This is a genomic window from Streptomyces sp. NPDC020780 (assembly GCF_044334475.1).
In the GTDB taxonomy this organism is placed as follows: Bacteria; Actinomycetota; Actinomycetes; order Streptomycetales; family Streptomycetaceae; genus Streptomyces.
Genome location: NZ_JBIRTB010000020.1, coordinates 42,456 through 65,579 on the forward strand (window position 1 = coordinate 42,456; position 23,124 = coordinate 65,579).

24 protein-coding genes and 2 pseudogenes are annotated in these 23,124 nt (G+C 70.9%); 12 read left to right on the forward strand and 14 right to left on the reverse strand.

From position 1 onward, the window contains the following. Nucleotides 1-6: 6 nt before the first annotated feature. The 3 genes from ACH4VO_RS29115 to ACH4VO_RS29125 all read right to left on the reverse strand — a co-directional run bounded on the left by ACH4VO_RS29115 (nucleotide 7) and on the right by ACH4VO_RS29125 (nucleotide 2,850). Complete coding sequence (locus tag ACH4VO_RS29115; protein ID WP_360994795.1) at nucleotides 7-822, reverse strand: SDR family NAD(P)-dependent oxidoreductase; 816 nt, start codon at nucleotides 820-822, stop codon at nucleotides 7-9. Further along, nucleotides 819-2,162 (reverse strand): MFS transporter, encoded by a 1,344-nt coding sequence (locus ACH4VO_RS29120; RefSeq protein WP_360994798.1) that lies wholly within the window; start codon nucleotides 2,160-2,162, stop codon nucleotides 819-821. Before ACH4VO_RS29120 ends, ACH4VO_RS29115 begins: the two co-directional genes overlap by 4 nt. Nucleotides 2,163-2,394: 232 nt before the next feature. Next, on the reverse strand, nucleotides 2,395-2,850 hold the full coding sequence (locus ACH4VO_RS29125; RefSeq protein ID WP_360994801.1) for a nuclear transport factor 2 family protein: 456 nt from the start codon (nucleotides 2,848-2,850) through the stop codon (nucleotides 2,395-2,397). 204 nt (nucleotides 2,851-3,054) lie between these two features. Between ACH4VO_RS29125 and ACH4VO_RS29130 the strand changes: the two genes are divergently transcribed. Next, nucleotides 3,055-3,717, forward strand: a complete 663-nt coding sequence (locus ACH4VO_RS29130; protein WP_069173529.1) for an IclR family transcriptional regulator — start codon at nucleotides 3,055-3,057, stop codon at nucleotides 3,715-3,717. Between the two features lie 201 nt (nucleotides 3,718-3,918). Here the strand turns inward: ACH4VO_RS29130 and ACH4VO_RS29135 are convergent, their stop codons facing one another. Next, nucleotides 3,919-4,590 (reverse strand): helix-turn-helix domain-containing protein, encoded by a 672-nt coding sequence (locus ACH4VO_RS29135; protein WP_360994805.1) that lies wholly within the window; start codon nucleotides 4,588-4,590, stop codon nucleotides 3,919-3,921. A gap of 439 nt (nucleotides 4,591-5,029) precedes the next feature. On the opposite strand from ACH4VO_RS29135, the gene ACH4VO_RS29140 reads away from it, so the two are divergent. From ACH4VO_RS29140 to ACH4VO_RS29175, 8 genes are all read left to right on the forward strand, one after another. Then, nucleotides 5,030-6,232 (forward strand): homogentisate 1,2-dioxygenase, encoded by a 1,203-nt coding sequence (locus ACH4VO_RS29140; protein ID WP_360994808.1) that lies wholly within the window; start codon nucleotides 5,030-5,032, stop codon nucleotides 6,230-6,232. A 5-nt stretch (nucleotides 6,233-6,237) separates the two neighbouring features. Beyond that, the gene (locus ACH4VO_RS29145; RefSeq protein ID WP_360994996.1) at nucleotides 6,238-7,116 is read left to right on the forward strand and encodes a hypothetical protein; all 879 of its coding nucleotides are present in this window, start codon (nucleotides 6,238-6,240) and stop codon (nucleotides 7,114-7,116) included. Continuing rightward, on the forward strand, nucleotides 7,113-8,318 hold the full coding sequence (fahA, locus tag ACH4VO_RS29150) for a fumarylacetoacetase (protein WP_360994811.1): 1,206 nt from the start codon (nucleotides 7,113-7,115) through the stop codon (nucleotides 8,316-8,318). The genes ACH4VO_RS29145 and fahA overlap by 4 nt, the downstream gene beginning before the upstream one ends. Then, nucleotides 8,318-9,070, forward strand: coding sequence for a CoA transferase subunit A (locus ACH4VO_RS29155; RefSeq protein ID WP_360994814.1), 753 nt, complete (start codon nucleotides 8,318-8,320; stop codon nucleotides 9,068-9,070). The genes fahA and ACH4VO_RS29155 overlap by 1 nt, the downstream gene beginning before the upstream one ends. Then, nucleotides 9,067-9,699: a CoA transferase subunit B gene (locus ACH4VO_RS29160; protein ID WP_360994817.1), complete on the forward strand. Its 633-nt coding sequence runs from the start codon at nucleotides 9,067-9,069 to the stop codon at nucleotides 9,697-9,699. Before ACH4VO_RS29155 ends, ACH4VO_RS29160 begins: the two co-directional genes overlap by 4 nt. A 427-nt stretch (nucleotides 9,700-10,126) precedes the next feature. After that, on the forward strand, nucleotides 10,127-10,822 hold the full coding sequence (locus ACH4VO_RS29165; RefSeq protein WP_360994820.1) for a TetR/AcrR family transcriptional regulator: 696 nt from the start codon (nucleotides 10,127-10,129) through the stop codon (nucleotides 10,820-10,822). Between the two features lie 201 nt (nucleotides 10,823-11,023). After that, nucleotides 11,024-12,163: an NAD(P)/FAD-dependent oxidoreductase gene (locus ACH4VO_RS29170; RefSeq protein WP_360994823.1), complete on the forward strand. Its 1,140-nt coding sequence runs from the start codon at nucleotides 11,024-11,026 to the stop codon at nucleotides 12,161-12,163. 113 nt (nucleotides 12,164-12,276) lie between these two features. Continuing rightward, nucleotides 12,277-12,417: a hypothetical protein gene (locus ACH4VO_RS29175; protein ID WP_360994825.1), complete on the forward strand. Its 141-nt coding sequence runs from the start codon at nucleotides 12,277-12,279 to the stop codon at nucleotides 12,415-12,417. Here ACH4VO_RS29175 and ACH4VO_RS29180 read toward each other — a convergent pair. The 6 genes and pseudogenes from ACH4VO_RS29180 to ACH4VO_RS29205 all read right to left on the reverse strand — a co-directional run bounded on the left by ACH4VO_RS29180 (nucleotide 12,384) and on the right by ACH4VO_RS29205 (nucleotide 16,937). Further along, a complete protein-coding gene (locus ACH4VO_RS29180) occupies nucleotides 12,384-13,283 on the reverse strand; it encodes an NADP-dependent oxidoreductase (protein ID WP_360994828.1) in 900 nt (299 codons plus the stop codon). The genes ACH4VO_RS29175 and ACH4VO_RS29180 overlap by 34 nt on opposite strands. A gap of 97 nt (nucleotides 13,284-13,380) precedes the next feature. Next, nucleotides 13,381-14,259 carry an NmrA/HSCARG family protein gene (locus ACH4VO_RS29185; RefSeq protein ID WP_360994831.1) on the reverse strand — a complete coding sequence of 293 codons (879 nt, stop codon included), beginning with the start codon at nucleotides 14,257-14,259 and terminating at the stop codon, nucleotides 13,381-13,383. Nucleotides 14,260-14,342: 83 nt separating this feature from the next. Beyond that, nucleotides 14,343-14,780 (reverse strand): MarR family transcriptional regulator, encoded by a 438-nt coding sequence (locus tag ACH4VO_RS29190; RefSeq protein ID WP_360994999.1) that lies wholly within the window; start codon nucleotides 14,778-14,780, stop codon nucleotides 14,343-14,345. Between the two features lie 9 nt (nucleotides 14,781-14,789). Further along, nucleotides 14,790-15,062 (reverse strand): annotated as a pseudogene (locus ACH4VO_RS29195) (helix-turn-helix transcriptional regulator); the annotation flags it as partial. 72 nt (nucleotides 15,063-15,134) lie between these two features. Then, a complete protein-coding gene (locus tag ACH4VO_RS29200) occupies nucleotides 15,135-15,401 on the reverse strand; it encodes a hypothetical protein (protein ID WP_360994834.1) in 267 nt (88 codons plus the stop codon). Nucleotides 15,402-15,863: 462 nt separating this feature from the next. Then, nucleotides 15,864-16,937 (reverse strand): alkene reductase, encoded by a 1,074-nt coding sequence (locus ACH4VO_RS29205; protein ID WP_360994837.1) that lies wholly within the window; start codon nucleotides 16,935-16,937, stop codon nucleotides 15,864-15,866. Nucleotides 16,938-17,046: 109 nt separating this feature from the next. Between ACH4VO_RS29205 and ACH4VO_RS29210 the strand changes: the two are divergent. Continuing rightward, nucleotides 17,047-17,133 (forward strand): annotated as a pseudogene (locus tag ACH4VO_RS29210) (XRE family transcriptional regulator); the annotation flags it as partial. A 488-nt stretch (nucleotides 17,134-17,621) separates the two neighbouring features. On the opposite strand, the gene ACH4VO_RS29215 reads toward ACH4VO_RS29210, so the two are convergent. Beyond that, nucleotides 17,622-18,206, reverse strand: a complete 585-nt coding sequence (locus ACH4VO_RS29215) for an XRE family transcriptional regulator (protein WP_360994840.1) — start codon at nucleotides 18,204-18,206, stop codon at nucleotides 17,622-17,624. Nucleotides 18,207-18,350: 144 nt separating this feature from the next. On the opposite strand from ACH4VO_RS29215, the gene ACH4VO_RS29220 reads away from it, so the two are divergent. Both ACH4VO_RS29220 and ACH4VO_RS29225 read left to right on the forward strand, forming a co-directional pair. Continuing rightward, a complete protein-coding gene (locus ACH4VO_RS29220) occupies nucleotides 18,351-19,814 on the forward strand; it encodes an MFS transporter (protein WP_360994843.1) in 1,464 nt (487 codons plus the stop codon). Nucleotides 19,815-19,839: 25 nt separating this feature from the next. Then, the gene (locus tag ACH4VO_RS29225; RefSeq protein ID WP_360994846.1) at nucleotides 19,840-20,472 is read left to right on the forward strand and encodes a class I SAM-dependent methyltransferase; all 633 of its coding nucleotides are present in this window, start codon (nucleotides 19,840-19,842) and stop codon (nucleotides 20,470-20,472) included. Between the two features lie 695 nt (nucleotides 20,473-21,167). Here ACH4VO_RS29225 and ACH4VO_RS29230 read toward each other — a convergent pair. The 3 genes from ACH4VO_RS29230 to ACH4VO_RS29240 form a co-directional block, all read right to left on the reverse strand. Further along, nucleotides 21,168-21,584 (reverse strand): nuclear transport factor 2 family protein, encoded by a 417-nt coding sequence (locus ACH4VO_RS29230; protein WP_360994849.1) that lies wholly within the window; start codon nucleotides 21,582-21,584, stop codon nucleotides 21,168-21,170. Nucleotides 21,585-21,677: 93 nt separating this feature from the next. Next, nucleotides 21,678-22,430 carry a glucose 1-dehydrogenase gene (locus ACH4VO_RS29235; RefSeq protein ID WP_360994852.1) on the reverse strand — a complete coding sequence of 251 codons (753 nt, stop codon included), beginning with the start codon at nucleotides 22,428-22,430 and terminating at the stop codon, nucleotides 21,678-21,680. Between the two features lie 96 nt (nucleotides 22,431-22,526). Then, nucleotides 22,527-22,958 carry an Rrf2 family transcriptional regulator gene (locus ACH4VO_RS29240; protein WP_360994855.1) on the reverse strand — a complete coding sequence of 144 codons (432 nt, stop codon included), beginning with the start codon at nucleotides 22,956-22,958 and terminating at the stop codon, nucleotides 22,527-22,529. Between the last annotated feature and the right edge of the window lie 166 nt (nucleotides 22,959-23,124).

Genomic DNA, 23,124 nt, shown 5'->3' on the forward strand with positions numbered 1-23,124 from the left:
GGCGGTTCAGGGCCTTTCAGCCAGTCCCGCGAGGATGCGGTGGTAGAGCCCTCCGGACGTCAGTCCGCCGTCGACGACGACTTCCTCGCCCGTGATGTAGGTGGCGTCGTCGGACAGCAGGAAGGTGACGACGCGCGCGATCTCCTCGGGAGTGGCGAGTCGGCCCGCCGGGACCGACCGCACGCTCTCGTCCACGAAGGCGGTGTCGGGGGCCTGGTGGAGCAGGGGCGTGGCGGTGAGTCCCGGGTGCAGTGAGTTCACGCGGATGCCGTGCGCGGCGAGTTCGAGCGCGCCGACCTTCGACAGCCCGCGGACGCCCCATTTGCTGGTGCCGTACGTGGCGGAGAAGTAGCCGACCATCCCGGCGATGGAGGAGACGTTCACGACTGCGGCGCTGCCGTCGTCGGCCCCGCGCGTGAGTGCGGGGGTGAGCGTCTTGAGTCCGTAGAAGACGCTGGAGAGGTTGATGTCCATGACGCGCTGCCACTGTTCGACGGTGGTGTCGGCGATACCCGCGCGCAGGCTGACGCCGGCGTTGTTGACGAGGCCGTGGAGCGGCCCGGCGGCCTCCACCTCGTCGGCCAGCGCACTCCAGGACGCGGCGTCGGCGACGTCCAGGTGGGTGGCCTGCCCCGACCCACCGACCGCCGCGAGTTCGGGGACGAGCGCCTCGGCTGCGGCGACGTCGATGTCGGTGGCCCAGACGTGCGCGCCCTCGGAGGCCAGTGCCAGGCAGTCGGCACGGCCCAGGCCCCCGGCAGCGCCGGTGACCAGGACGGTACAGCCTTCGAACCTACGTCGGCCGGTCCGTGTGCGGTTCACAGTTGCAGCTCCGTTCTGCGGGTCTCCTTGAGGAAGAAGGTGGCGATGAAGGTCATGAGGGCGGTGGCGATCAGGTATCCCGCCGGCGCCAGGTTGTTGTCGGTGGTGCTGATCAGGAGCGTGGCGATGAAGGGCGCTGTGCCTCCCAGCGCCATGTTGGTGACGTTGTTGCTCATCGCGATGCCGCTGTAGCGGTAGCGCGCGCGGAAGATCTCGGCGTAGGTGGCGAACGAGACGCCGTTGACCAGGCCGATGAAGAAGGTCAACGAGCACTGGGCGAGGACGGCGGCCACCGGGCTGCCGTCACGCATCACCATGAAGGCCGGGAGGGAGATGAGGGCGGTGATGCCGCTGCCGAAGAAGAACACGGGCCGGCGGCCGATGCGGTCGCCGACGTATCCGGCGATGGGCAGGCTGATCACCGCGGCGACCATGGCGATGCACGTGGAGGTGAACGCGAAGTCGGCCGACCGTCCCCCCTCGGTCTGGAGGTAGCTGGCTGCGTACACTCCGGCCACGTAGTAGCCGCCGACGATCAGCGCTCCGAGGAAGATGACCAGCACGATCTGGCGCCAGGCGTGGGTGAACACGTCGGCGATGGGGTACTTCGCCACCTCGACCGAGTCGCTCTCCTGTACGGCCTCGAACTGCTCGGTCTCGGGCAGTTGCCTGCGGATGTAGAGGCCGATCAGGCCGATCACCGCGCTGAGGAGGAAGGGGATGCGCCAGGCCCAGTCGTGCAGGGTGTCCTCGCTGACAGCCGAGGTCAGCACCAGTGCGACCAGGGAGGCGGCCAGCGAGCCGAGGTAGGTGCCGGTGTTCACGAACGAGGTCTGGAACGCGCGTCGGTGGGCCGGGGCGTGTTCGGACACGAAGGCGTTCGCGCCGCCGAGTTCGCCGCCGGCCGCGAAGCCCTGGAGGCAGCGGCACAGCACCAGGAGGCAGGTTGCCCAGATGCCGAGCGTGGCGTACGAGGGGATCAGCCCGATGCCGGTGGTGGCGACGGCCATCAGCAGGATGGTCCAGGTGAGGGCCTTCTTGCGGCCGTACTTGTCGCCCATGTGACCGAAGAGGATGCCTCCGGGTGCCCGGAGGAAGAAGGCGACCGCGAACGCGGCGAAGGTGGAGAGGAGTGCCGAGTTCGGGTCGCTCTCGACGAAGAAGTGCGCGGCGAGAAGGGTGGCCATGTAGCCGTAGATGCCGAAGTCGTAGTACTCGACGACGGTCCCGAGGATGGCCGCTCGGATGACTTTCAGGGTGGAGGCCGGGTTCGCGGCGGCCTCGGACAACGCCTCTCCTGGTCGGTTCGTCTGCGTCGGCTCGGGTGCCAGGTCTGCCATGGATCGGTCCTTAGAACGCGCGAAAGCTTGGGTGGGGCACTGAAGGGCATGGGCGACTTCCGGGGCGGGGTCGCTGTCACACGTCCGAGGCAGTGCGGGTCGGGACGGGTGCCGGTGCTTTCGGCGGGAGGGTGCCGGTCGTCGCCCGGGCTTCTCACCGACGCTCCGGGTCGTGGCCCGGCCGGACGTCGCCGTAGGGGTGTCGTGCTGTGTGCGGGCCCGGCCCGGGGCGTCAGGCCTGGGGGCCGGCGGGGGCGTCGTCGCGGCGTACGACGCGGGCGGCGATCCGCCAGCCGGCCCCGTCGTGGACGACCCGGTCGGTGAGTGTGGTGAACCGTTCTGTGTGCGGGATACCGCCGCCGGGTGTCGCGACGATCTGCAGATACGCCGTCACCCGCAAGGTTCCGGCTCCGTCGTCGCCGGTCAGCGCCACATTGCTGACCACGTGCCGGCGCACCACGTTGTCCGCGGCACAGTCGGCGGCGAACCGTTGCGCGAACGCGGTCAGTTCGGCGGTGCCGGTCACCGGGGCGGGATAGGAGGGTGAGGTGAAGCTGCCGTCCGCGGTGAAGGTCGCTGCCCATTCCGCGGCGCGGCCACCGTCGATGAGGTGGCTCTGGACGTGGTACAGCTGGTGAATTTCGGCCAGCTGGGCGCTAGCTGAAGGCGCGGGCGCGTTGGGGTTCATACGGAGATCCGTTCGGCTCGTGTCCTGCTCCGGCAGTCGTCCGAGCCGCTGGAGAGGAGAGCTTGCGAGACATCAAGGCGGTGTGCGATATTCGCACCACCTGTGCGAATAATGGGAGCATAGGTAGCTGGCTGAAACCCGTCAAGGGATGAATTCGTGACTTCACCTCCGCCGACCAGGTCGGTCCCGGAACTCGATGCTGGTATGTCCAAGACGCTGCACCACGGACTGCTGCTGCTCAGAGTCCTCTCGGAGCAGCAGCAGGGCTTGACCGTCAGCGAACTGGCGGACGCCATCTCGGTGCACCGCACGGTCGCACACCGCCTGGTGCGGACCCTGGAGGCACATCAGCTGTGCCGCCGCGACCACCAGCGCCGGATCGTCCTGGGCACGGGCCTGGTGTCGCTGGCCGAACCCGTACAGCAGGATCTGCGCGCGTTGGCCCGTCCGGTCCTGGACGAGCTGGCCGAGAGCACCGGGGCCACCGCACACCTGCTGGTCCAGGAGGGCGTCACCCAGATGCGCGCCCTCATGGTGGTGGAGCCGCGCGGCGCCCTGGTCCACGTGTCCTTCCGGCCCGGTCAGACCCATCCCATCGAGCAGGGTTCCGGCGGCGTCGCCGTACTCGCCCACGGCCCGTACCGGGAGGGTGAGCGCGCGGAGGTCACCGAGGCCCGCGCCAAGGGGTACGCCGTCACCACGGGCGAGGTCATTCCCGCCGTGACCGGCGTCTCCGCCGCGGTTCCGTCGGGCAACGGGACGGCGGCGGCCAGCATCGGTGTCTCGGTCTTCGAGTACACCGACCTCGACCAGCTCGGCACCAGGGTGGCCCGTGCCGCGAGGAGCCTGGGCGAACTGCTCGGCTGACGGGCCCGGCCGGTCGCTCCGGCGGGCGCCGCCCCGCTCGACGTCCGCGGCACCGCCCCCGTCGGACACCCGGGGCGCCGGCCGCGACGACGGCGCGTCCGGCGCCCGCCCGCGGGTCTGCTGACGGGGCGGCGCCCGTGAAGGCTGCGAACACCGTGCCGGTCCCAGGGCGCGGCGTCCGTGGTGCGGGTGAGGCGGAGTTCAGGCGCGGCTGAGCCGTGCGAGCCGGGCGGCCGCCTCCCTCACCAGCCCGCCGAGACGATCGACGTCGACCTCGCCCATGGCGACCGTGCCGACGGACGCGCCGAGCAGGTGCGGCACCTCGAAGCCCGCGGCCACCCCGACGGCTCCGTGCTGAAGCTCCCCGGCGGTGACGCTGTACCCGGCCTCCCGTGCTCGTCCGACGGCCTCGGAGTCGCTCTCCGCCGCGGGCTGGAGCGCCAGGATGGCGATGCCGTTGGCTCCCCGGTCCAACGGGTGACCGGCCCCGATGCGGTAGCTGACCTGGAAGATCGTCTGCCGGGCGGGTTCCGCGGACAGCACGGGGACGCATGCGTCGTCCCCCTGGGCCAGGGAGAGGAACGCGGCCACCCCGGCGGCGTCGGCGAGTTCCTGGAGAACCGGTCCGGCCGCGCGAATCAGCTGGGGCTGGAAGCGGCTCGCGAAGACGACCGCGCCGGCCCCGAGCCGGATCTTCTTTCCCACGCCCCGGGCCACCAGCGCGTGCTGCTCGAGCGTGTCGACGACGCGGTACGCGGTCGCCCGGTCGGTGCCGAGCTGTGCCGCGATCTCGGCGACCGTGAGGCCCTCGGAGGCGAGGGAGATGAGGCTGAGGGCACGCAGGCCACGGTCCAGGCTCTGCAAGGTGGCCACGTGGGCTTCCTCCTGTGTCGGCTCCGCGGGGCGTAGCGCGCCGCGGCTCCGGGCATGGAGTGCGGCCACTCGAAGGTTAGTCACCCCCACCGAACGGCGTGCCGACGGCTCCCCGCGTCCGCCGCCGCCACGGCCGCGCCTACTGGGCCCCGACTCGGCCGATCAGCGGCACAGCAGCTCTTGACCGCACTCGGGACGCGAACTATGTTGCATCCAGGTTGCGGACAGCGCACAAAAGTGTGCGCCAGGTGCACATCTGGGAACAGTGGCGACATCTCCAGCACGACGGCGCCGGGCATGTCCTCAGGCCGCACGGCCTACGCGCACCACCCGGCGCAGCTCGCAGCCCTTCCCCGCGTCGCACCTGCCCGGTGCCGCCTGCGTCCGCCGCTGCGGGTGTCCACCGCCACAGGGCGAACCGCCGACAGGAGGGACAGACATGCCGTACTACCGCGTGGCGGGAAGCGTCCCGCCCAAGCGCCACACTCAGCACCGCGCACCCGACGGGTCGCTGTACTTCGAGGAGCTGATGGGGGAGGAAGGCTTCTCGTCCGACTCCTCGCTGCTCTACCACGTGAACATCCCGTCCGCGATCACGGCGTACCGGAGCTGGGAGCTGCCGGACCAGTCGCTCGTCCCGAACCATCCGCTGACACCACGCCACCTCTCCACGCACGGCCTCTTCGGCGAGGACGCTCCGGAGACCGACGCGGTGACCGGCCGGAGGCTGTTGCTGGGCAACGGGGACGTGCGGCTCTCCTACGTCGTCGCCGGTACGGCCGGCCCGTACTACCGCAACGCGATCGGTGACGAGTGCCTCTACGTCGAGTCCGGTGCGGCTCGGGTCGAGACCGTCTTCGGAGATCTGCCGGTGAACGACGGCGACTACGTCGTCATCCCCCGCGCGACGACGTACCGGATCGTCCCGGACGGCACGGTCCGGCTGTACGCCATCGAGGCCAACTCCCACATCACCCCCGCCAAGCGCTATCTCTCCCGTTACGGGCAGTTCCTGGAGCACGCCCCGTTCTGCGAGAGGGACCTCCGCGGCCCCGAGAACCCCAGGGTCGTGACGGAGCAGGACGTCGAGGTGTACATCAAGCACCGCGGCAACGGCCCGGGGGGAATCGCGGGCACGGTGCACACGCTGCCGCACCATCCCTTCGACGTCGTCGGCTGGGACGGCTGCCTCTACCCGTACGTCTTCAGCATCCGAGACTTCGAGCCCCTCACGGGCCGGGTCCACCAGCCGCCGCCGGCCCACCAGGTGTTCGAGGGCGACAACTTCGTCGTCTGCAACTTCGTGCCGCGCAAGGTCGACTACCACCCCCTCGCCATCCCGGTCCCGTACTACCACTCCAACGTGGACTCGGACGAGGTGATGTTCTACTGCGGCGGTGACTACGAGGCCCGCAAGGGGTCCCGGATCGGGCAGGGCTCGATCAGTCTGCACCCCGGCGGCCACCCGCACGGACCGCAGCCCGGCGCCTACGAGCGTTCCGTCGGAGCGGAGTTCTTCGACGAGCTGGCGGTCATGGTGGACACCTTCCAGCCGCTGGAACTCGGTGCGGCGGCACGGGACTGCGACGACGGCGTCTACGCCTACTCATGGGCCGAGAGCGGCAAGGAGACAGGCAGGTGACGGGCATGACTCCCGGCGCCGGAAGGGTCCCACCGGAGCTGTTCGCCTCGTTCTGCGACGACGCCGCGGTGTTCCCGCCCGGCGAGATGCCGCTGGCCGAGGCGGTGCCCGCGCACCTGGAACACGTCGCCGCCGCCCACGCGCCGCTCGTGGGGCCTCTCGTGGTTCCGCAGGCACGGCTGGCCGAGCTGGCGGAGCTGACGACCGCGTACGACGCGGGGTCCGTGGAGCTCTCGGTCACGGTGCCCTCACCCGAGGACGCGGCGCACGCGCGGGCCTCGGTCAGCGCGCTGCGGGCAGCTCGGCTGCGGTTCCTCGAGGTCGCCGTTCCCGACGGCATGCCCGCCGCGGAGATCGTGCCCCGGCTGTCCGCCGCCCTGTCGCACGCGGACGACGGCACCCTGGTGACCGTGTACGTGGAGGTGCCGCGCGACGAACGCCGTGCCGAGCTGATCGCCTCTCTGGCGGACTCCCCGTACCTGGCGAAGTTCCGCACCGGCGGAACGCGGGCCGAGCTGTATCCCGACGAGCGGGAACTCGCGCGCGCCGTACACCTCGCGGTGGGCGCCGGGGTCCCGTTCAAGGCGACGGCGGGGCTGCACCACGCGGTGCGCACCACCGATCCGCGGACCCTGTTCGATCAGCACGGTCACCTCAACCTGCTCGCAGCCACCGGCGCCGCGCTCGACGGCGCCGGCGAAAGGGAGATCGCCGCGGTCCTGGCCGAACGCGACGCCGCCACGGTCGCCGGGCTCGTCCGCGCCCTGTCGCCGGAAGTCCGGAAGGCCTTCCGCTCTTTCGGTACCTGTTCTCTCGCCGAGCCGGTCGGTGAGCTCGCGGCTCTCGACCTGCTCGGCCCGGACCTGACCAAGGACCTCCTGTGACCGCATCCGCCACCGTCCGCCTCGACGTGCCCCGAGAAGACCTGTTCGGTATCCACAACCTGCCCTACGGGGTGTACTCGCTGCCCGGCCGCGACCCCCGGGTCGGCACCCGTTACGGCGAGCACGTCGTCGACCTCGCGACGCTCCTGGGCGACGACGTGTTCGCGGGCCCGACGCTCAATCCGTTCATGGCCCAGGGCTACGACCGCTGGGTCCAGGTGCGATCCGCCGTCACCGCCGCGCTGAAGGAGGACGTACCCCGGGACGCGCTGCACCCCGTCGCCGACGTGACCCTTCATCTGCCGTTCGACGTGGCCGACTACGTCGACTTCTACGCGTCGGAGCACCATGCCGCCAACCTCGGACGGCTGTTCCGCCCGGACAACCCCGAGCCGCTCATGCCGAACTGGAAGCACCTCCCGGTCGGCTACCACGGCCGGTCCGCCTCGATCGTCGTCTCCGGGACCGACATCGTCCGCCCCGCCGGACAGCGCAAGGGCCCGAACGACCCGGCACCGGTCTTCGGACCGTCGGTACGCCTCGACATCGAGGCCGAACTCGGCTTCGTGGTGGGCACCGGCAGCGCGCCCGGTGAGCCCGTCGCGGCCGGGCAGGCGGAGAAGCACCTCTTCGGCGTCGTCCTCTTCAACGACTGGTCCGCCCGGGACATCCAGGCATGGGAGTACGTGCCGCTCGGGCCCAACCTGGGCAAGTCGTTCGCCTCGACCGTCTCCCCCTGGGTCGTTCCGCTGCTGGCCCTGCAGGAAGCCAAGGTGCGCACCCCGGTCCAGGAGCCGGAGGTCCTCCCCTACCTCGCGCTCGACGAGCCCTGGGGCCTGGACATCGGCCTGGAGGTCGAGTGGAACGGCCAGGTCGTCTCCCGGCCGCCGTACGCCGCCATGTACTGGTCGCCCGCACAGATGCTGGCCCATCTCACGGTCAACGGAGCACCCACCCGCACCGGCGACCTGTTCGCCTCGGGCACCGTCTCGGGGCCGGCCAAGGGGCAGCGCGGCGCCTTCATCGAGCTGACCTGGGGCGGGGCTGAGCCGGTGACGGTCGCCGGGGAGCAGCGGACGTTCCTGGAAGACGGCGACGAGGTGGTGCTGCGCGCCACCGCTCCCGGAGCCGGCGGCACCCGCGTCGGCTTCGGTGAGGCGCGGGGGCGCATCGTCGCCGCGCGACACGGCCGGGAGGCCTGATGGACAAGGTGGTTCCCTCCGCCGCCGAGGCGGTCGAGGACATCGGTTCCGGAGCGACGTTGGCAGTGGGCGGCTTCGGCCTGTGCGGCATTCCCTCCGTGCTGATCGACGCCGTCCTCCGGTCGGGCGCCGACCGGCTCCAGGTCGTCTCCAACAACGCCGGTGTCGACGACTGGGGACTCGGTCTCCTGCTCGCCGCAGGCCGGATCCGCCGCATCGTCGCCTCCTACGTGGGGGAGAACAAGGAGTTCGCCCGGCAGTATCTCGCCGGTGAACTGGAGGTCGAGCTCACGCCCCAGGGAACGCTGGCCGAACGGCTGCGGGCCGGCGGCTCCGGCATTCCCGCGTTCTTCACCGCCACCGGTGTCGGCACGCAGGTGGCCGAAGGCGGCCTGCCCTGGAAGTACGACAGCGCGGGTGACGTCGAGATCGCCTCACCGGCCAAGCAGACCCAGAAGTTCGACGGCGGCACCTACGTCCTCGAGCACGCCCTCGTGGCGGACGCCGCACTGGTACGGGCCGCCCGCGGGGACCGGCACGGCAACCTGGTCTTCGACAGGGCCGCCCGCAATTTCAACCCCCTGGCCGCCATGGCGGGCCGGATCTGCGTCGCGGAGGTCGAGGAACTCGTCGAGCCCGGCGAACTCGACCCCGACCACGTGCACCTGCCGGGCGTCTACGTACACCGTGTCGTCGCGCTGTCGCCCGAGCAGGCCGCCGACAAGCGGATCGAGAAGAGGACGGTGCGATGAGCTGGACCCGCGAGCAGATGGCGGCCCGTGCCGCGGCGGAACTGTCCGACGGTGACTACGTCAACCTCGGCATCGGTCTGCCCACGCTGGTGCCCAACCACATCCCGGCGGACGTGGAGCTGGTACTCCAGTCCGAGAACGGCATCCTCGGCACGGGCCCCTACCCGGCCGAGGACGAGGTCGATCCCGACCTGATCAACGCAGGCAAGGAGACCGTCACCGTCCGCGCCGGCGCCTCGTTCTTCGACTCCGCGACCAGCTTCGGCATGATCCGGGGCGGCAAGATCGACGCAGCGGTCCTGGGAGCCATGCAGGTATCGGCGAAGGGGGACATCGCGAACTGGATGATCCCCGGAAAGATGGTCAAGGGGATGGGCGGGGCGATGGACCTGGTGCACGGTGCCAGGCGGGTCATCGTCCTGATGGAGCACGTCGCTCGGGACGGGAGCTTCAAGATCGTCGAGGAGTGCTCCCTGCCCCTCACCGGAAAGCGGGCCGTGCAGCGGATCATCACGGACCTGTGCGTCCTGGACGTCACCACCGAGGGCCTGCGTCTGGTCGAACTGGCTCCGAACGTCTCCGTCGGGGACGTCAGGGCCAGGACTCAGCCGGAGATCAGTTGCGGATAGCGGAACCCGTACGACCGGACAGGTCCGAGCCGGGCGTTGAAACGTCGGCCGGCACTGCCGGGAAGGGGGACGCGGGCCGCAACCCGCACGGCGGGGGCACGGTCCTGGCTCGAAACGGGAGACCGCGGAGCGTTGCGCCGAGGACCCCGTGGCCGGGAGCCGGCGGGCACGGGCGGGAGGGTCGTCGCTGGGAGTAGTGGACGTCCCGGCGGCGGCCCCGGGGCGCGGGCCCCGGAGGGCTTCGGCACCGTGGGGCCGGTGGCGCTGGCGGTTCTCGCACGTGCCTGGCCGGTGGCATGGCGGGCGTACCGGCCCGGCAGCCCGCGGCGAAGGAGCCTGCCCAGGGGGCGCCGGCTCGACGGGCGGGGCGGGCAAGGCGTGTTTCCCAACCGCCCTGGGCGGCGAACATGTTCGTTACGATCGGCGTATGACTGCCAAGCGAGAACCGATCAGCCGGCGGGAACGACCCGCGAAGCCGGCCCTGACACGGTGGGGGATCGTCGAGGCGGCGGTGCGGGTCATGCGGTCCGAGGGGCTGGAGAAGGTGACCATGCGGCGCCTGGCCCAGGAGCTGGATACCGGCCCGGCCTCGCTCTACGTCTACGTGGCCAACACCGCCGAGCTGCACGCCGCCGTCCTGGACGCGCTCCTGGGTGAGGTGGAGCTGCCCGCCGACCGGCCCGGGGCCGACTGGCGCGACGACCTTGTCGCGGTCCTGACCTCCTACACCCGCCTGCTCTTCGAGCACCCGCAGCTCGCCCGCTCCGCCCTGATCGCCCGCCCGAGCGGCGCGAACTACCTGGACCTGCTCGAACGCCTCCTACTGCTGCTCTCCCGCAGCGGCGCCCCGCGCGAGCAGGTCGCCTGGGGAGTGGACAACCTCCTGCAGTACGCGACCGCCACCGCGGCCGAGCACGGCACCCAGGAGCGCGACCCGATGAGTCAGGACGACTGGGACGCGCTCACCCGTGCCGCGCACGGCGTGGACAAGGCCGAGCACCCGATGATCAAGGCGCACCTGCCGGCGCTACTGTCCGGCACCCAGGACGCCCGGCTGTCCTGGGGCTTCGATCTCGTGATCAACGGCATCCTCCACACCCCCGTCCCGGGCGCCACCGGCTGATTCCGGGAGGCTCCGAGGGCTGCGGCGTCCCGCTCGGGACGCCGCTTTGCGCTTCGGCCCGCGCCCATGGCGCACGGGAGGGACGCACGAGGGACGCAACCCATCGACGAACTTGTTCGCTACGAACACGTTCGTTACGGTTGAAGTGCGAGCTGGCAAGGGCGGCCGCAGCGTCATTCCCCGCACCCCGAGGAGGACCCCATGAACACGCACCACCCCATCGCGATCATCGGCGGAGGTCTCGGCGGCCTCACCGCCGCCCGTGTCCTCCACGTCCACGGCATCAAGGCGGCCGTCTTCGAGCTGGAGCCGTCGCGGGAGGCCCGCACGCAGGGCGGCATGCTCGACATCCACGAGGAGAACGGCCAGAAGGCCCTGCACGCCGCCGGCCTCCACGACGGCTTCCTCAAGATCATTCACGAGGGCGGCCAGGCCATGCGCCTGCTCGGGCGTGACGGCACCGTCCACGTCTCGGAGGAGGACGACGGCACCGGCGGCCGGCCCGAGGTCGACCGCGGCGACCTGCGCGACCTGCTCCTCGACGCCCTCCCCGACGGCACCGTCCACTGGGACAGGAAGATCACCGGAGTCCGCGCCCTGGACGGCGGACGCCACGAGGTGACCTTCGCCAACGGCTCCGCCATCACCACCGACCTGCTGATCGGCGCCGACGGCGCCTGGTCACGCGTGCGGCCCCTGCTTTCCGACGCCAGGCCCGCGTACACCGGCATCTCCTTCGTCGAGACCGACCTGCTGGAGGCCGAGACCCGCCACCCGCGCAGCGCGGCCGTGATCGGCGGCGGTTTCTTCATCTGCCTCGGCGACGAGCGCGGCTTCCTCGCCCACAAGGAGACCGACGGCAGCCTCCACGTCCACACCGCCCTCAAGGCGGACGAGGGCTGGCTCGACACGGTCGACTTCGCCGACCTGACGGCGGCCAAGCAGGCCGTCCTCGCCCGCTTCGAGGGCTGGGACGAGGCCCTGCGCGGCCTGATCACCGACGCGGACACCATGACCCCCCGCCGCATCCACGCCCTGCCGGTGGGCCACCGCTGGAACCGCGTGCCGGGCGTGACCCTGCTCGGCGACGCCGCCCACGTGATGTCGCCCTTCGCCGGCGAGGGCGCCAACCTCGCCATGTTCGACGGCGCCGAACTCGCCCTGGCCATCGCCGCACACCCCGGCGACACCGAGGCCGCCCTGACCGCCTACGAGGAAGCCCTCTTCCCGCGCAGCGAAGCCTCCGCCGCCGACTCCGCCCGGAGCCTGGACACGATGTTCGGCCCGCAAGGCCTGGAGCAGATGACGGCGTTCCTCACCACCGGTCCGGCAGCCCCGTAACCCCCGCCCCCACGCCACGCGGCGGCGGACCCCACCGGCCTTTCCCCCAGGGCCGGTACGCCCACCGCACACAGCTCTCCCCCGCCCGGAGACTTCTACCCACAGGAGTCACGTTGCCGAAGATCGCGATCATTCTCGGCAGCACCCGCACCGGCCGCGCCGGAGCGAACGTCGCCCCATGGGTCCTGGAACAGGCCCGCCAGCGCGGCCGGGCGCTGAGCTACGGCCGCAGGACGAGCTTCCCGGCGGCGTGACCGCTCGCGCTCAGTTCCTGCGCCTTCGCGGCGTCCTCCAGCAGAAGGCTCTGCGCGATGCGCACCGTGAGCTTGCCGTCGGCTGCGAGGCGGGCGTACTCGCCGAGGCGGGAACCGAACGGCGCGCCGGGGCCGGAGAAGGTGACGCCCAGCTCGACGGCCTTCAGATCGGCGATGGTGATGATCCGGTCGGTGCCGCCGCGCAGGTCGATCGACACCTCCAGGTCGCCTGCCCCCGCGGCGTCGTACACGGCGTCGATGCCCTGCGGTGCGGCCTCGCGGACCCGGTCGGCGAGGCCGGCGCCGTAGGCGACCGGGATCGCGCCCAGCGAGCGCAGGTAGTCGTGGTTTCCGGGGGAGGCGGTGCCCATGACCGTGGCGCCGCGGGTGACCGCGAGCTGAACACCGACGGCGCCGGCCACACCCGCGGCTCCGTGCAGCAGGAGCGTGTCGCCTTCCCCGACGCCGAGGGCGTCGAGCACGCGGACCGAGGTCTCGACGGCGACGGGCAGTGCCGCGGCGAGGTCCCAGTCGAGGTCCGCGGGCTTCGGGCCGAAGTCGACGGCCAGCGCGTGCTCGGCGTATGCGCCGGTGACGGTCCACCCCAGGACCTCGTCACCCACCGCGACGCCGGTCACGCCTTCGCCGACCTCGTCGACGACGCCGGCCGCCTCCACGCCGGGGATCACCGGGAACGGTGGGGCGATGTGCGGCCTCCACCCGTTGCGGATCTTGGAGTCGAGCGGGTTGACCCCTGCCGCCACGACCTTCAGCCGCACCTGCCCGGGTCCGGCGTGCGGCTCGTCGACCTCTTCGAGGCCGAGGACTTCCGGGCCGCCGAACTCGGTGTAGGTGATCGCCTTCATGTCCTGCTCCAGTGCTCGTCGCTCCAGGGGGAAAGATCGCCTTGGCCGGGACCGGTGGCGGCCGCACCGGCACTTCGACCGGTTCCGGCTCGGAGGCTCAGGAACCAGCCACGTTCGGGGGCGCGGTCCAGCCGGTGTATCGGATCCACTCGGCCAGGTCGAGGGTGGCCGGCTCGATCGCCCGCACCACCGCAAGATCCGACGGGTGGTCCCCCGCCTTCGCGAACTGGCGGAACATCGCCCTGTCGAGGTCGCTGGGAAGCACGCTCAGCGGGAGGGCCTCGTACCGTGCCGGGAGCCCGGCGCGCGCGCCGAACGCCGCAGCGATCTGAGGACCCGTCAGCTCGTCGCCGACGAGCTCGACGGCTCCGCCGGGTGCCTCCGCGGTGTCGAGCAGGAGCGCGGCGGCGACCCGGCCGACGTCCCTGACCGAGATCATCTTCAGGGCGACGTCCTCCGGAAGCGGCAGCCTCACCACGATCTCTCCGTGCTCCAGGCTCGGTGCCATCTCCTCCATGAAGGGGGTCGGGCGAACCATCGCGGCCCTGAGGCCGGACTTCCTCAGGTGCTCCTCGATCGAGTGCTTCGAGTCATGGTTCGGCACATCCCGCTCCCGGTCCGCGCCGAAGACCGAGTTGAACACGACGTGCGGGACGCGTGCCGCGACCGCCGCGTCGACGAGCGCGGTGCCGATGCGGATCTCCGTCTCGACCTCTTCGAGGTTGTTCGCTTCCGGGGTCATGAAGCAGAACGCCTCGACCGCCGCCAGCGCGGCGGCCAGCGACGCCGGGTCGTCGGTCCGGATGGCCGCCAGCTCGACGCCGCGGGCGGCCAGCGCGTGAGCCCGGTCGGACTGCGGGTTACGGACCAGAGCCCGCACCCGCGCCTTGTGGTCCAGCAGCGCGTCGACCACCGCCCCGCCCTGTCGCCCCGTCGCGCCGAAGACTGCGATGGTGCCGGTCGTCCGTGTGCTCATCGCTGCCAACCTTCACTAGTTCATGACATGGACGAAATTAGTTCATGGCATGAACGTCGTCAAGGTGCGGGGGTAGCGGGACCTCACGGTGTGACGGGTTGGTTCGAGGTGGGCGAAGAGAGGTCCGAGGTGTCCACGATGGCGGTGGCCACGCGCTCGAAGTCGCGCTGGTCGTCGGCGTCGAGGTTCCTCGCGATCTCGGGCAGGCGCTTGATGACCTCGGCGTAAAGGGCCTCGGCGAGCACCTTCCCCGTGGGCGTGGCACTGAGCATGACGACCCGTCGGTCCTGCGCCGAGCTTGCCCGGCCGACCAACTCGCGCCGCGCGGTGCGATCGACCAGCTGGCTCAATGCGTTCTTGGTCATACCCAACGACGCGGCGAGCTCAGCCATCTGCCGCGGCTCGTCCCTGACTGCGCAGAGCAGCGTGGCCTGCGAGGAGGTCAGGTCGAACTCGGCACAGATCTGCGCGTACTTGCGCTGAATCACAACCGAGAGCCAGAAGAGCTTGTCGCCGTACACGGATTCGCCGGGCGCCTCGTCATCGGGGACGGGAAAGCATTCGGCCAGCCTCTCCAGGAGCTTCGCGTAGGCGGCGCGCTGCGGCGGCCGCGGCACGGTCCGGCCGGCCTCCCAGTTCCCGACCGCCTCGCGGCGCGTGTCGAGAGTCTTCGCGACCTGGGCCTGGCTCAGCCCGGCAGCCTCGCGTAGACGCCTGCGCTCAGCAGGCGGGGGCAGGTCGCCCTGGGCGACCTGTTCCAGCAGCGCGTCCACGTTGCCGAGCAGCTCGTTTTCAGTGGGCACAGGGCTCACCTCCACTGGATACTCTACATCATACCCACATTGGATCGCACATGAATCGCTCATGTTGGTGGATCACGCCAGCACGACGGGGTGGGCTGCAAAAGGCGCCGCCCTCCCGCTGCCGATCGCCGGGCAGCCCGGCGTAGGGAGGGCACGGATCGCCGACCTCGTCCAGGCGGTGCTGCGTCGGCGCGGGTGCGTGCGGGCGTTCAGCGGGGCGTCCGCCTGGAGGCGGGCCGCCAGGTCTGGGTTGGCCGGAGCGGCCGCGGCGACGGTGACGACGTCGGCCGGCCCGGCGTCGAGGTCGGCGATCCAGGACCTCGAGGGGAGGTCCTCCACGAAGACGACCGGGTCCTCGATCCCTCCAGGACGAGGTCCTGCCGGGCGGTGGACTGCTGGTCGGTCGAGGCCCGCTTGCCAACCAGGTTCGCCACCGAAAGGCCCCTTCCGTACGAAGGATCGGACCCTGTCTGTCGTTAAACCCTGTCAGCAATCGCCATCGGATCTGATGGGATTCGCGGCGCCGCGAACCCTGGATTGCGGGGGTTCATCGGACGCGCCGCCTGCCTGTCGGCAAACGATGGCGAGCTCGACTTGAGGGTGCCATCGTTTGACGACAGGGCGGCGGTCCCCGGCTTGCCGGTGCTGATGAAGATCACTGCGATGGTCGTGCACACAACCAGGATGCCGACGGCCCGCCAGATGGCGGTCGAGTGGCCCGCGCCCCTGCCCGGGTCCTGGTGCGGCTTCTGCGTGGCCGAGGTGTCGCATGGGCCATCTTCTGCCTGCGCGGTATCGCTGTCAGTCGGCGAGCGTGGTGTAGTCGGTGTAGCCGCGGGTGTCGCCGCCGTAGAACGTGGTGGGATCGGGTTCGGTGACGGGGGCGTGGTTCTGCCAGCGCCGGACGAGGTCGGGGTTGGCGATGAAGGCCCTGCCGACGGAGACGAGGTCTGCCCGGCCGCTGTCGATGTGCCGGCGGGCGGCGGTGGCGTCGGTCATCGGGTACCAGCCGTCGTTGACGATGAGCGTGCCGTCGAAGCGGGTCCGGAGGTCGGTGAGCAGGGGTGTGGCGGGGTCACCGATGGTGTGCAGGTAGGCGAGCCCCAGCGGGGCGATCGCGTCGATGAGAGTGCGGTAGGTCGCGGCGGTTTCGGCCGGGTCGTCCTCGATCGCTCCGTGCAGGTTGATGCCCGGCGAGATGCGCAGGCCCACGCGTTCGCTGCCGACCGCCTCGGCCACGGCCGTCACCAGGTCGATCGCGAAGCGTGCCCGGCCTGTCGTGGATCCGCCGTAGGTGTCGGTGCGGTGGTTGGTGGACGGTGCGAGGAACTGATGGATCAGGTAGCCGTTGGCACCGTGCAGTTCGATGCCGTCGAGGCCGGCTTCGACGGCGGCGCGTGCGCTGTCCGCGTACTCCTCGATGACGGACGGGATCTCCGCCGTGGTCAGGGCCCGCGGTACCGGGTGTGGCCTGGGCCCACTCGGGGTGAACATCTCGCCGGGCGCGGCGAGGGCGCTGGGGGCTACGGTTTCGTGGCCGTCCTTGTTGTCCGGGTGCGCGATCCGTCCCGCGTGCATGATCTGGGCGACAATGTGGCCGCCTTCCTCGTGCACGCCGTCGGCGACGGCGCTCCATCCGCCGATCTGACGGCGTGTGTGGAGGCCAGGGGTGTTCGAGTAGCCCTGTCCGGTTGCGCTGGGCTGGATGCCTTCGGTGATGATCAGGCCGGCAGTGGCCCGCTGCCGGTAGTAGGTGGCGGTGGCCTCGCCGGGCACGCCGGAGGCGTCGGCGCGGTTGCGGGTCATGGGGGCCATGGCGATCCGGTTGGGCAGTGTCCACTTGCCGACGGTTACGGGGCTGAACAGGTCGGGCATCTGGGGTTCTCCTTGGGGTGGCTGTGTCTGTCGGCGGTGGTCCGTCGGTCGGGCGGGTGGTCACGTGGCGAGGCGGCGGATGGCGATGACGGTGGCGGTCTGTCCGGCGGGGCCGGCCGATGCCCGGCCGGTCGAACTGCTGGTGCTGTTCGGCAGCCAGGGCGAGCGCGCCCATCCGCGGGCCCGAAACACCTGACGGCCGGTGGGCGGGCATGGGTGCGTCAGCCCCGCTGTGACGGCCCGAGAGGCAACAGGCCGTCCAGGCCGTGGCGGCGTTCGCCCGTGACCTGCTCGCAAGGGCCGCCTCCGCCTCGGGTGTGAAGACGCCCGCGACGTCACGCCAACAGCCTCACCCGGCACCTGTCCGGTGCCCAGAAACCATGCTGTTTCGGCAAGATTCTGGATCGCTTCCGGCCCGGGCAGCGGCGCGGGCCGTCGATCACCAGGTGCAGCAGAGGAGTTGCCTGGTCGGTGGCAGGAAGTCACCCTGTTCCTGCACGAGGGCGCGGGGCTGGCACAGGAGCAGTGGGAGCAGCTGGCTGGTCTGGGCGCGGGTGTGGTCGAGGGCCGGGTCGGCGCTCGGAGGCCGAGGTGTCGCGGCGGGTGCTGAGCCCGCGCGTGCATGGCCTGGAGGGTCTCGCGGACGGTCGCGAGCGGTGCTGGCGTCTTCGCCGGGGGCGTGATTCAGGTGGTGCGGGCCTTGAGGTGGGCCCGCTCTCCCTGGGTGCCGAACAGGACGAGGAGTTCCACGGTGCGCTCGTCGTCGGGGCCGAGCCAGTGCGGCACATGGGTGTCGAACTCGGCGGCCTCACCGGGCTTGAGGATCACCCTCTCCTGCCCGAGGAGGAGGCGCAGCCGGCCGGCGAGGACGTAGACCCATTCGAAGCCCTCGTGGGTACTCAGCTGCGGCTCGGTGCCGGGCCGGGGCGGAATGAGGAGCTTGTGGGCCTGGACACCGCCGGGCCGGCTCAGCGGCACGAAGGTCATGCCGTCGCGGGTGACCGGTTTGAGGTGGATGCGCGGGTCCCCGGTGCGCGGCGCGCCGACGAGTTCGTCCAGGGGTACGGCGTAGACCTCGGCGAGCGGCAGCAGCATCTCCAGGGTCGGTTTGCGACCCCCGCCTTCGAGGCGGGAAAGCGTGCTTTCGTTGATCCCCGTCTGCTCGGCCAGGGCAGCCAGCGTCAGGCCGTGACGTCGGCGCAGGTCCCGCAGGCGTGGCCCGACCGCGGCCAGCCGGTCCTTCTTCCCGATGTGCTGTGCGGCGCTCATACCCACCAGCATGCTGAAACAGCATGAGGCTTTGCAACTCCAGCAGTGGCCATCGCAGTGTCGTACCGGCGGCCCGCCCGATTGCCCGGCGGCCCGCGAATGACCTGCCCTTTTCCCTTGATCTGCTGAGGACTGACCCCTGCGATGACGACGGAAACCGACGCGGTGGACCGCCGCGAGGACGCTTCGGACCCACGGCGCTGGTGGGCGCTGACGGTGATCTCGGTGGCGACGCTGATGGTGGTGCTGGACGCCTCCGTCATCAACATCGCCCTCCCGCACGCCCAGACCGACCTGGACATCAGCGACGCGAACCGGCAGTGGGCGGTGACCGCCTACGCCCTCACCTTCGGCGGTCTGCTGCTGCTCGGGGGGCGCGTCGTCGACTTCGTCGGCCGCAAGCGGATCTTTTTGATCGGCCTGGTCGGCTTCGCCGCCGCCTCCATGCTCGCGGGCATCGCCCCGAACGGGATGACGCTGTTCGCCGGACGCGCCCTGCAAGGCGTGTTCGCCGCCCTGCTGGCTCCGGCCGCACTGTCCCTGATCGCGGTCACCTTCACCGACCCACGCGAGCGGGCCAAGGCGTTCGGCGTCTACGGCGCCCTGCAAGGTGCGGGCGGTGCGGTCGGACTGATCGTGGGCGGCCTGCTGACCGAGTACACCAGCTGGCGCTGGTGCTTGTTCGTCAACACCCCCATCGCCCTCGCCGTGGCCCTGGCCGCCCTGCCGGTCCTCAAGGAGAGCCGCGCCGAGGGCCCTCGCCGCTACGACATCCCTGGCGCCCTGCTGGTCACCACCGGCCTGGTCGCCGTCGTCTGGGGCTTCACCCACGCCGCGGAAGCGGGCTGGAACACCCCGGCGACCTGGCTCCTGCTCGCCGCCGGCCTGGCGCTGCTGGCCTCGTTCGTCCTGGTCGAGCGGCGCACCGCCCACCCGTTGCTGCCGCTGCGCGTCATCTGGGATCGGGACCGCGGCGGCGCGTTCCTCGCCTCCCTGCTGATCGGGGCGGGCATGTTCGGCCTGTTGCTGTTCCTGACCTACTACCTCCAGGTCAACCTCGGCTACCAGCCGCTGCGCGCGGGGCTCTCGTTCCTGCCCTTCAGCGCCGGCATCATCGCCGCGGCCACCTTCGGCGCCCCGCTGGTCACCCGGCTCGGTCCGAAGACGCTGATGACGGCGGGCACGGCCGTCACCCTGGCCGGCACCCTGGTGTTGACGCTACTCAAGCCCACCGAGGGCTACCTGACCTTCGTGCTGCCCGCCATGATCCTGACCGGACTCGGTCTGGGCGCGTTCTTCGTCGCCCTGCCCAACACCGCCCTTGCCGGCATCTCCCCGTCCGACACCGGTGTCGCCAGCGCAATGATCAGCACCACGCAGCAGGTCGGCGGCGCAGTCGGCCCCGCCCTCCTCAACACCCTGTACGTCTCCGCCCTCACCGGGTTTCTCGCCGACCGCACCGGCGCCGTGTCGCAGGCGGTCCGGCTGGAGGGATACCTGCGCGGTTACCGGGTCGCCTTCTTCGCCAGCGCCGCCCTGTTCGCCCTCGCCCTCGCGGCCGCCGGCGTGCTCATCACCCGCCGCCGCACCAGCGCCGCCACCTCCTGACCACCCGCACCGAAAGGCCCCGCACATGAACAGCGCCAACGAGTCCGCCGCGTTCTGGGAGAAGCACTACGCCGGCATGGACGCGCAGTGGGGCACCAAGCCCAACGCCGTCCTCACCGCCCTGCTCGCCGACCTGGCCCCCACCCCGGGCACAGCCCTGGACCTGGGCTGCGGCCACGGCGGCGACGCACTCCGGCTCGCCGCCCAGGGCTGGGACGTCACACCCGTCGACGTCTCGCAGACCGCCCTCGACCGCGTGGCGGCAGCCGCTGCGGCCAGCGGCCTCACCGACCGGATCCACCCCCAGCAGCACGACCTCTCCGAGACGTTCCCCGACGGCACCTGGGACCTGGTCACCGCCACCTACTTCCACACCCCCGTCACCATCGCCCGTGAGAGCGTCCTGCGGCGAGCCGCCCAGGCCGTAGCACCCGGCGGGCGGCTGATCGTGATCGAACACGCCTCCACCGCCCCCTGGTCCTGGCAGGCCGGCCAGGACATCCACTACCCCACCCCCCAGGACGTCATCGCCTCACTCCGGCTCGACCACACCTGGACGGTCGAACGAGGCGACGCACCCCAGCGCCCCGCCACCGGACCCGAAGGACAGACCGCGACCGTCACCGACAACGTCATCGCCGTCCGACGCACCGGCTGACACGCACACGAGACCGAGCCGCAGCCCTCCTCCGGCCCCGCACCACGCCTGGCGTCCGCCGAAAGCACACCATGAAACCGGCGCCGCTTCACCCCGGTCCGTCGTCGTCCTCGTCCAGCTCCTGCGCGTCCAGACCGCGCAGCGGACGCAGGCGCCGGACACCGGGGTGGAGGCGGTGAAGCTGTAGCGGCCGAGCGGGTTCAGCTTGCGGTCCTCGTCGTCGAGGAAGAAGAACCGCTCCAGCTCCGGCCGAGTCGGCTCCTCATCGAACTTGCGTATGACGACGCCTGCTCGTCGGTCAGGAACTCCACTGGCATGAGCGTGAAGCTATCGGCGCCCGAAGCCGCTCAGGGAGCTTCCGCCGAACAACGCTGCCGGGCCTCCCATCTGTGCTGAAGGCCGTGATCACCGGCTTATGAGCGTCAACCCCGAAAGTTCGGGGCGCCGGTCAGGTCCCCGGTGCGGCACACCCGACGGGCGGCACGCCGGTGGACAAGGCGCCACCGGCCGACGGCCTGGCGACGCCGGGGGATCTGATCGGCAGTCAGCGCCGAAGGCCGATCACCCCACCGTGCTGACCGCCAGCGACGGGCCGGGGCGAGTTCTGCCATCCGTTTTCGCCGTATCTCGGATGCCCCTCTCCGTACATGCCGGCCGAGCCGCCCCGGGCCGCGGGGCGGCTGAGTCCCCTCCGCTCAGCCGACGTCGAACGCCTCGGCGACGGTCAGCGTGTCCTCGTACAGGTGCATGCGAACGATCCGGTTGTTCTCGACCGCCAGGTGCATGGCCACCGGTGTGGTGAACTCCTTGCCGCTGGCCGCTACGGTGTGCGTGAAGACCGCCAGCAGCACCACGTCACCACCGTCGACGATGAAGCGTTCCAGCACGACCTTGCTCCCGCCGTGCGCGAAGTGCGGCCACATCGTGGTGAAGTACGGCGCGACCTCCTCCCGGCGGGTACGGCGCCCGGTCCAGGGCAGCGTGTCACTGCCGGGTACGTGCCAGTCGATCTCCTCGGCGAACAGTTCCTGGATGCCGTCGGAGTCCTGCCTGCCGAGGCGCTCCACGAACTTCTCGGCCACGGTCCGCGAGGCCTGAGTGTCTGTTGCCATCGTTCTCGTCCTTTGTGCTTTCGTCTGCTTGAGGTGCCGGTCGGGCCTCAGCCCGGGAACAGGAAGTGCTTGTTCGGAAGTGCGGGACAGCCCTTAGAGCTGTGTGGCGCCGCCGTCGACGAACAGTTCCGCGCCGGTGGTGAAACTGCTTTGATCGCCGGCCAGGTAGAGGGCGGCGGCGGCGACCTCGTCGGGACGGCCGAGGCGGCCGAGCGGGGTCGGTGGGGCGAGCTCGGCCGCGGTGGGCTGATCGCCGTGCGGGAAGGCGGCGAGGAGCTCGTCCAGGCCGGAGGTCTCGACAGGGCCGGGGGTCAGGGCGTTGACGCGGATTCCGCGGCCGGTCAGCTCGGCGGCCCAGGTACGGGCGAGGCTGCGGATCGCGGCCTTGGTGGCGGCGTAGACGCCCAGGCCCGGAGTGGCCCGCAGGGCCGAGCTGGAGGAGAGCAGCACCACCGAGGCGCCGGCCGTCAGCAGCGGCAGCGCCTTCTGGACAGTGAAGACCGTGCCCTTGAAATTGATCGAGACGGTGCGGTCGTACTCCTCCTCGGTGATCGCACCGAGCGGGCCGTACTCCCCGACCCCGGCGTTGGCCACCACTATGTCCAGGCGGCCGCTGCGGTTCGCGATCTCGGCGAAGAGCCGGTCGAGGTCACCGAGGTCCGAGACATCACCCTGGACGGCGATGCCTCGGGCACCGACCTGCGCTACGGCGGCGTCCAGCTCGGCCTTACGGCGCCCGGTCAGGTAGACGGTCGCCCCCTCGGCGGCGAAACGGCGGGCGATCGCCAGGCCGATGCCGATCGAGGCCCCGGTGACCAGGGCGGTCTTGTCGTCCAGCTGCCCCATGAGATTCTCCGATCCTTGATGTAATCATTGTTGTTACACTTACGGGCGCAGAAGGCGACCTCCCCCGGTCAGGGGAAGTTGACGACCCCGGGCTTTTCAGGCGGCTTGCAAGACGTCCCGCAGCACGTCCTCCAGCGTGGTCTTGGCCAGTTCCCTGCGCAGGGCGGCCTCCACGTCGTCGTACACGGCGCCCATCGCCGGCCCGATGCCGTGGCCCACGACGCACTCAGGGTTCGGTGTCGCGCGGTGCAGGGCGAAGACCGGTCCCGGTTCGATCGCCTGGTAGACGTCGAGCAGGGTGATCGCCGCCAGGTCCCGCCCGAGCATCCAGCCCGCCCCCACCCCCCGCCGTGAATCGGCCAGGCCGGCCTTGCGCAACCCGCCCAGCAGACGGCGGATCACCACCGGGTTGGTGCTGACGCTCGTCGCGATCTGCTCGGAGGTGGCGACCTCGTGGCCGCGCCGCTGATAGAGCCCGATCCACGTCAGGGCGTGCGCCGCAATGGTCAGTCTGCTGTTCGCGCTCACGTCGGACTCCACCTCCCTCGTTCCTCCACTCCAGTCGTAACTGTAATTGTTACAGTGACGTACGGCAAGTTCTACGGTGCCGGCCGGACCGGCCCCCGGGAGGACGCCGAACCGTCAGCCCACACCCGCGCCGTCGGCCTGCGGAGTCCGAGGCGTCGTTTTGACC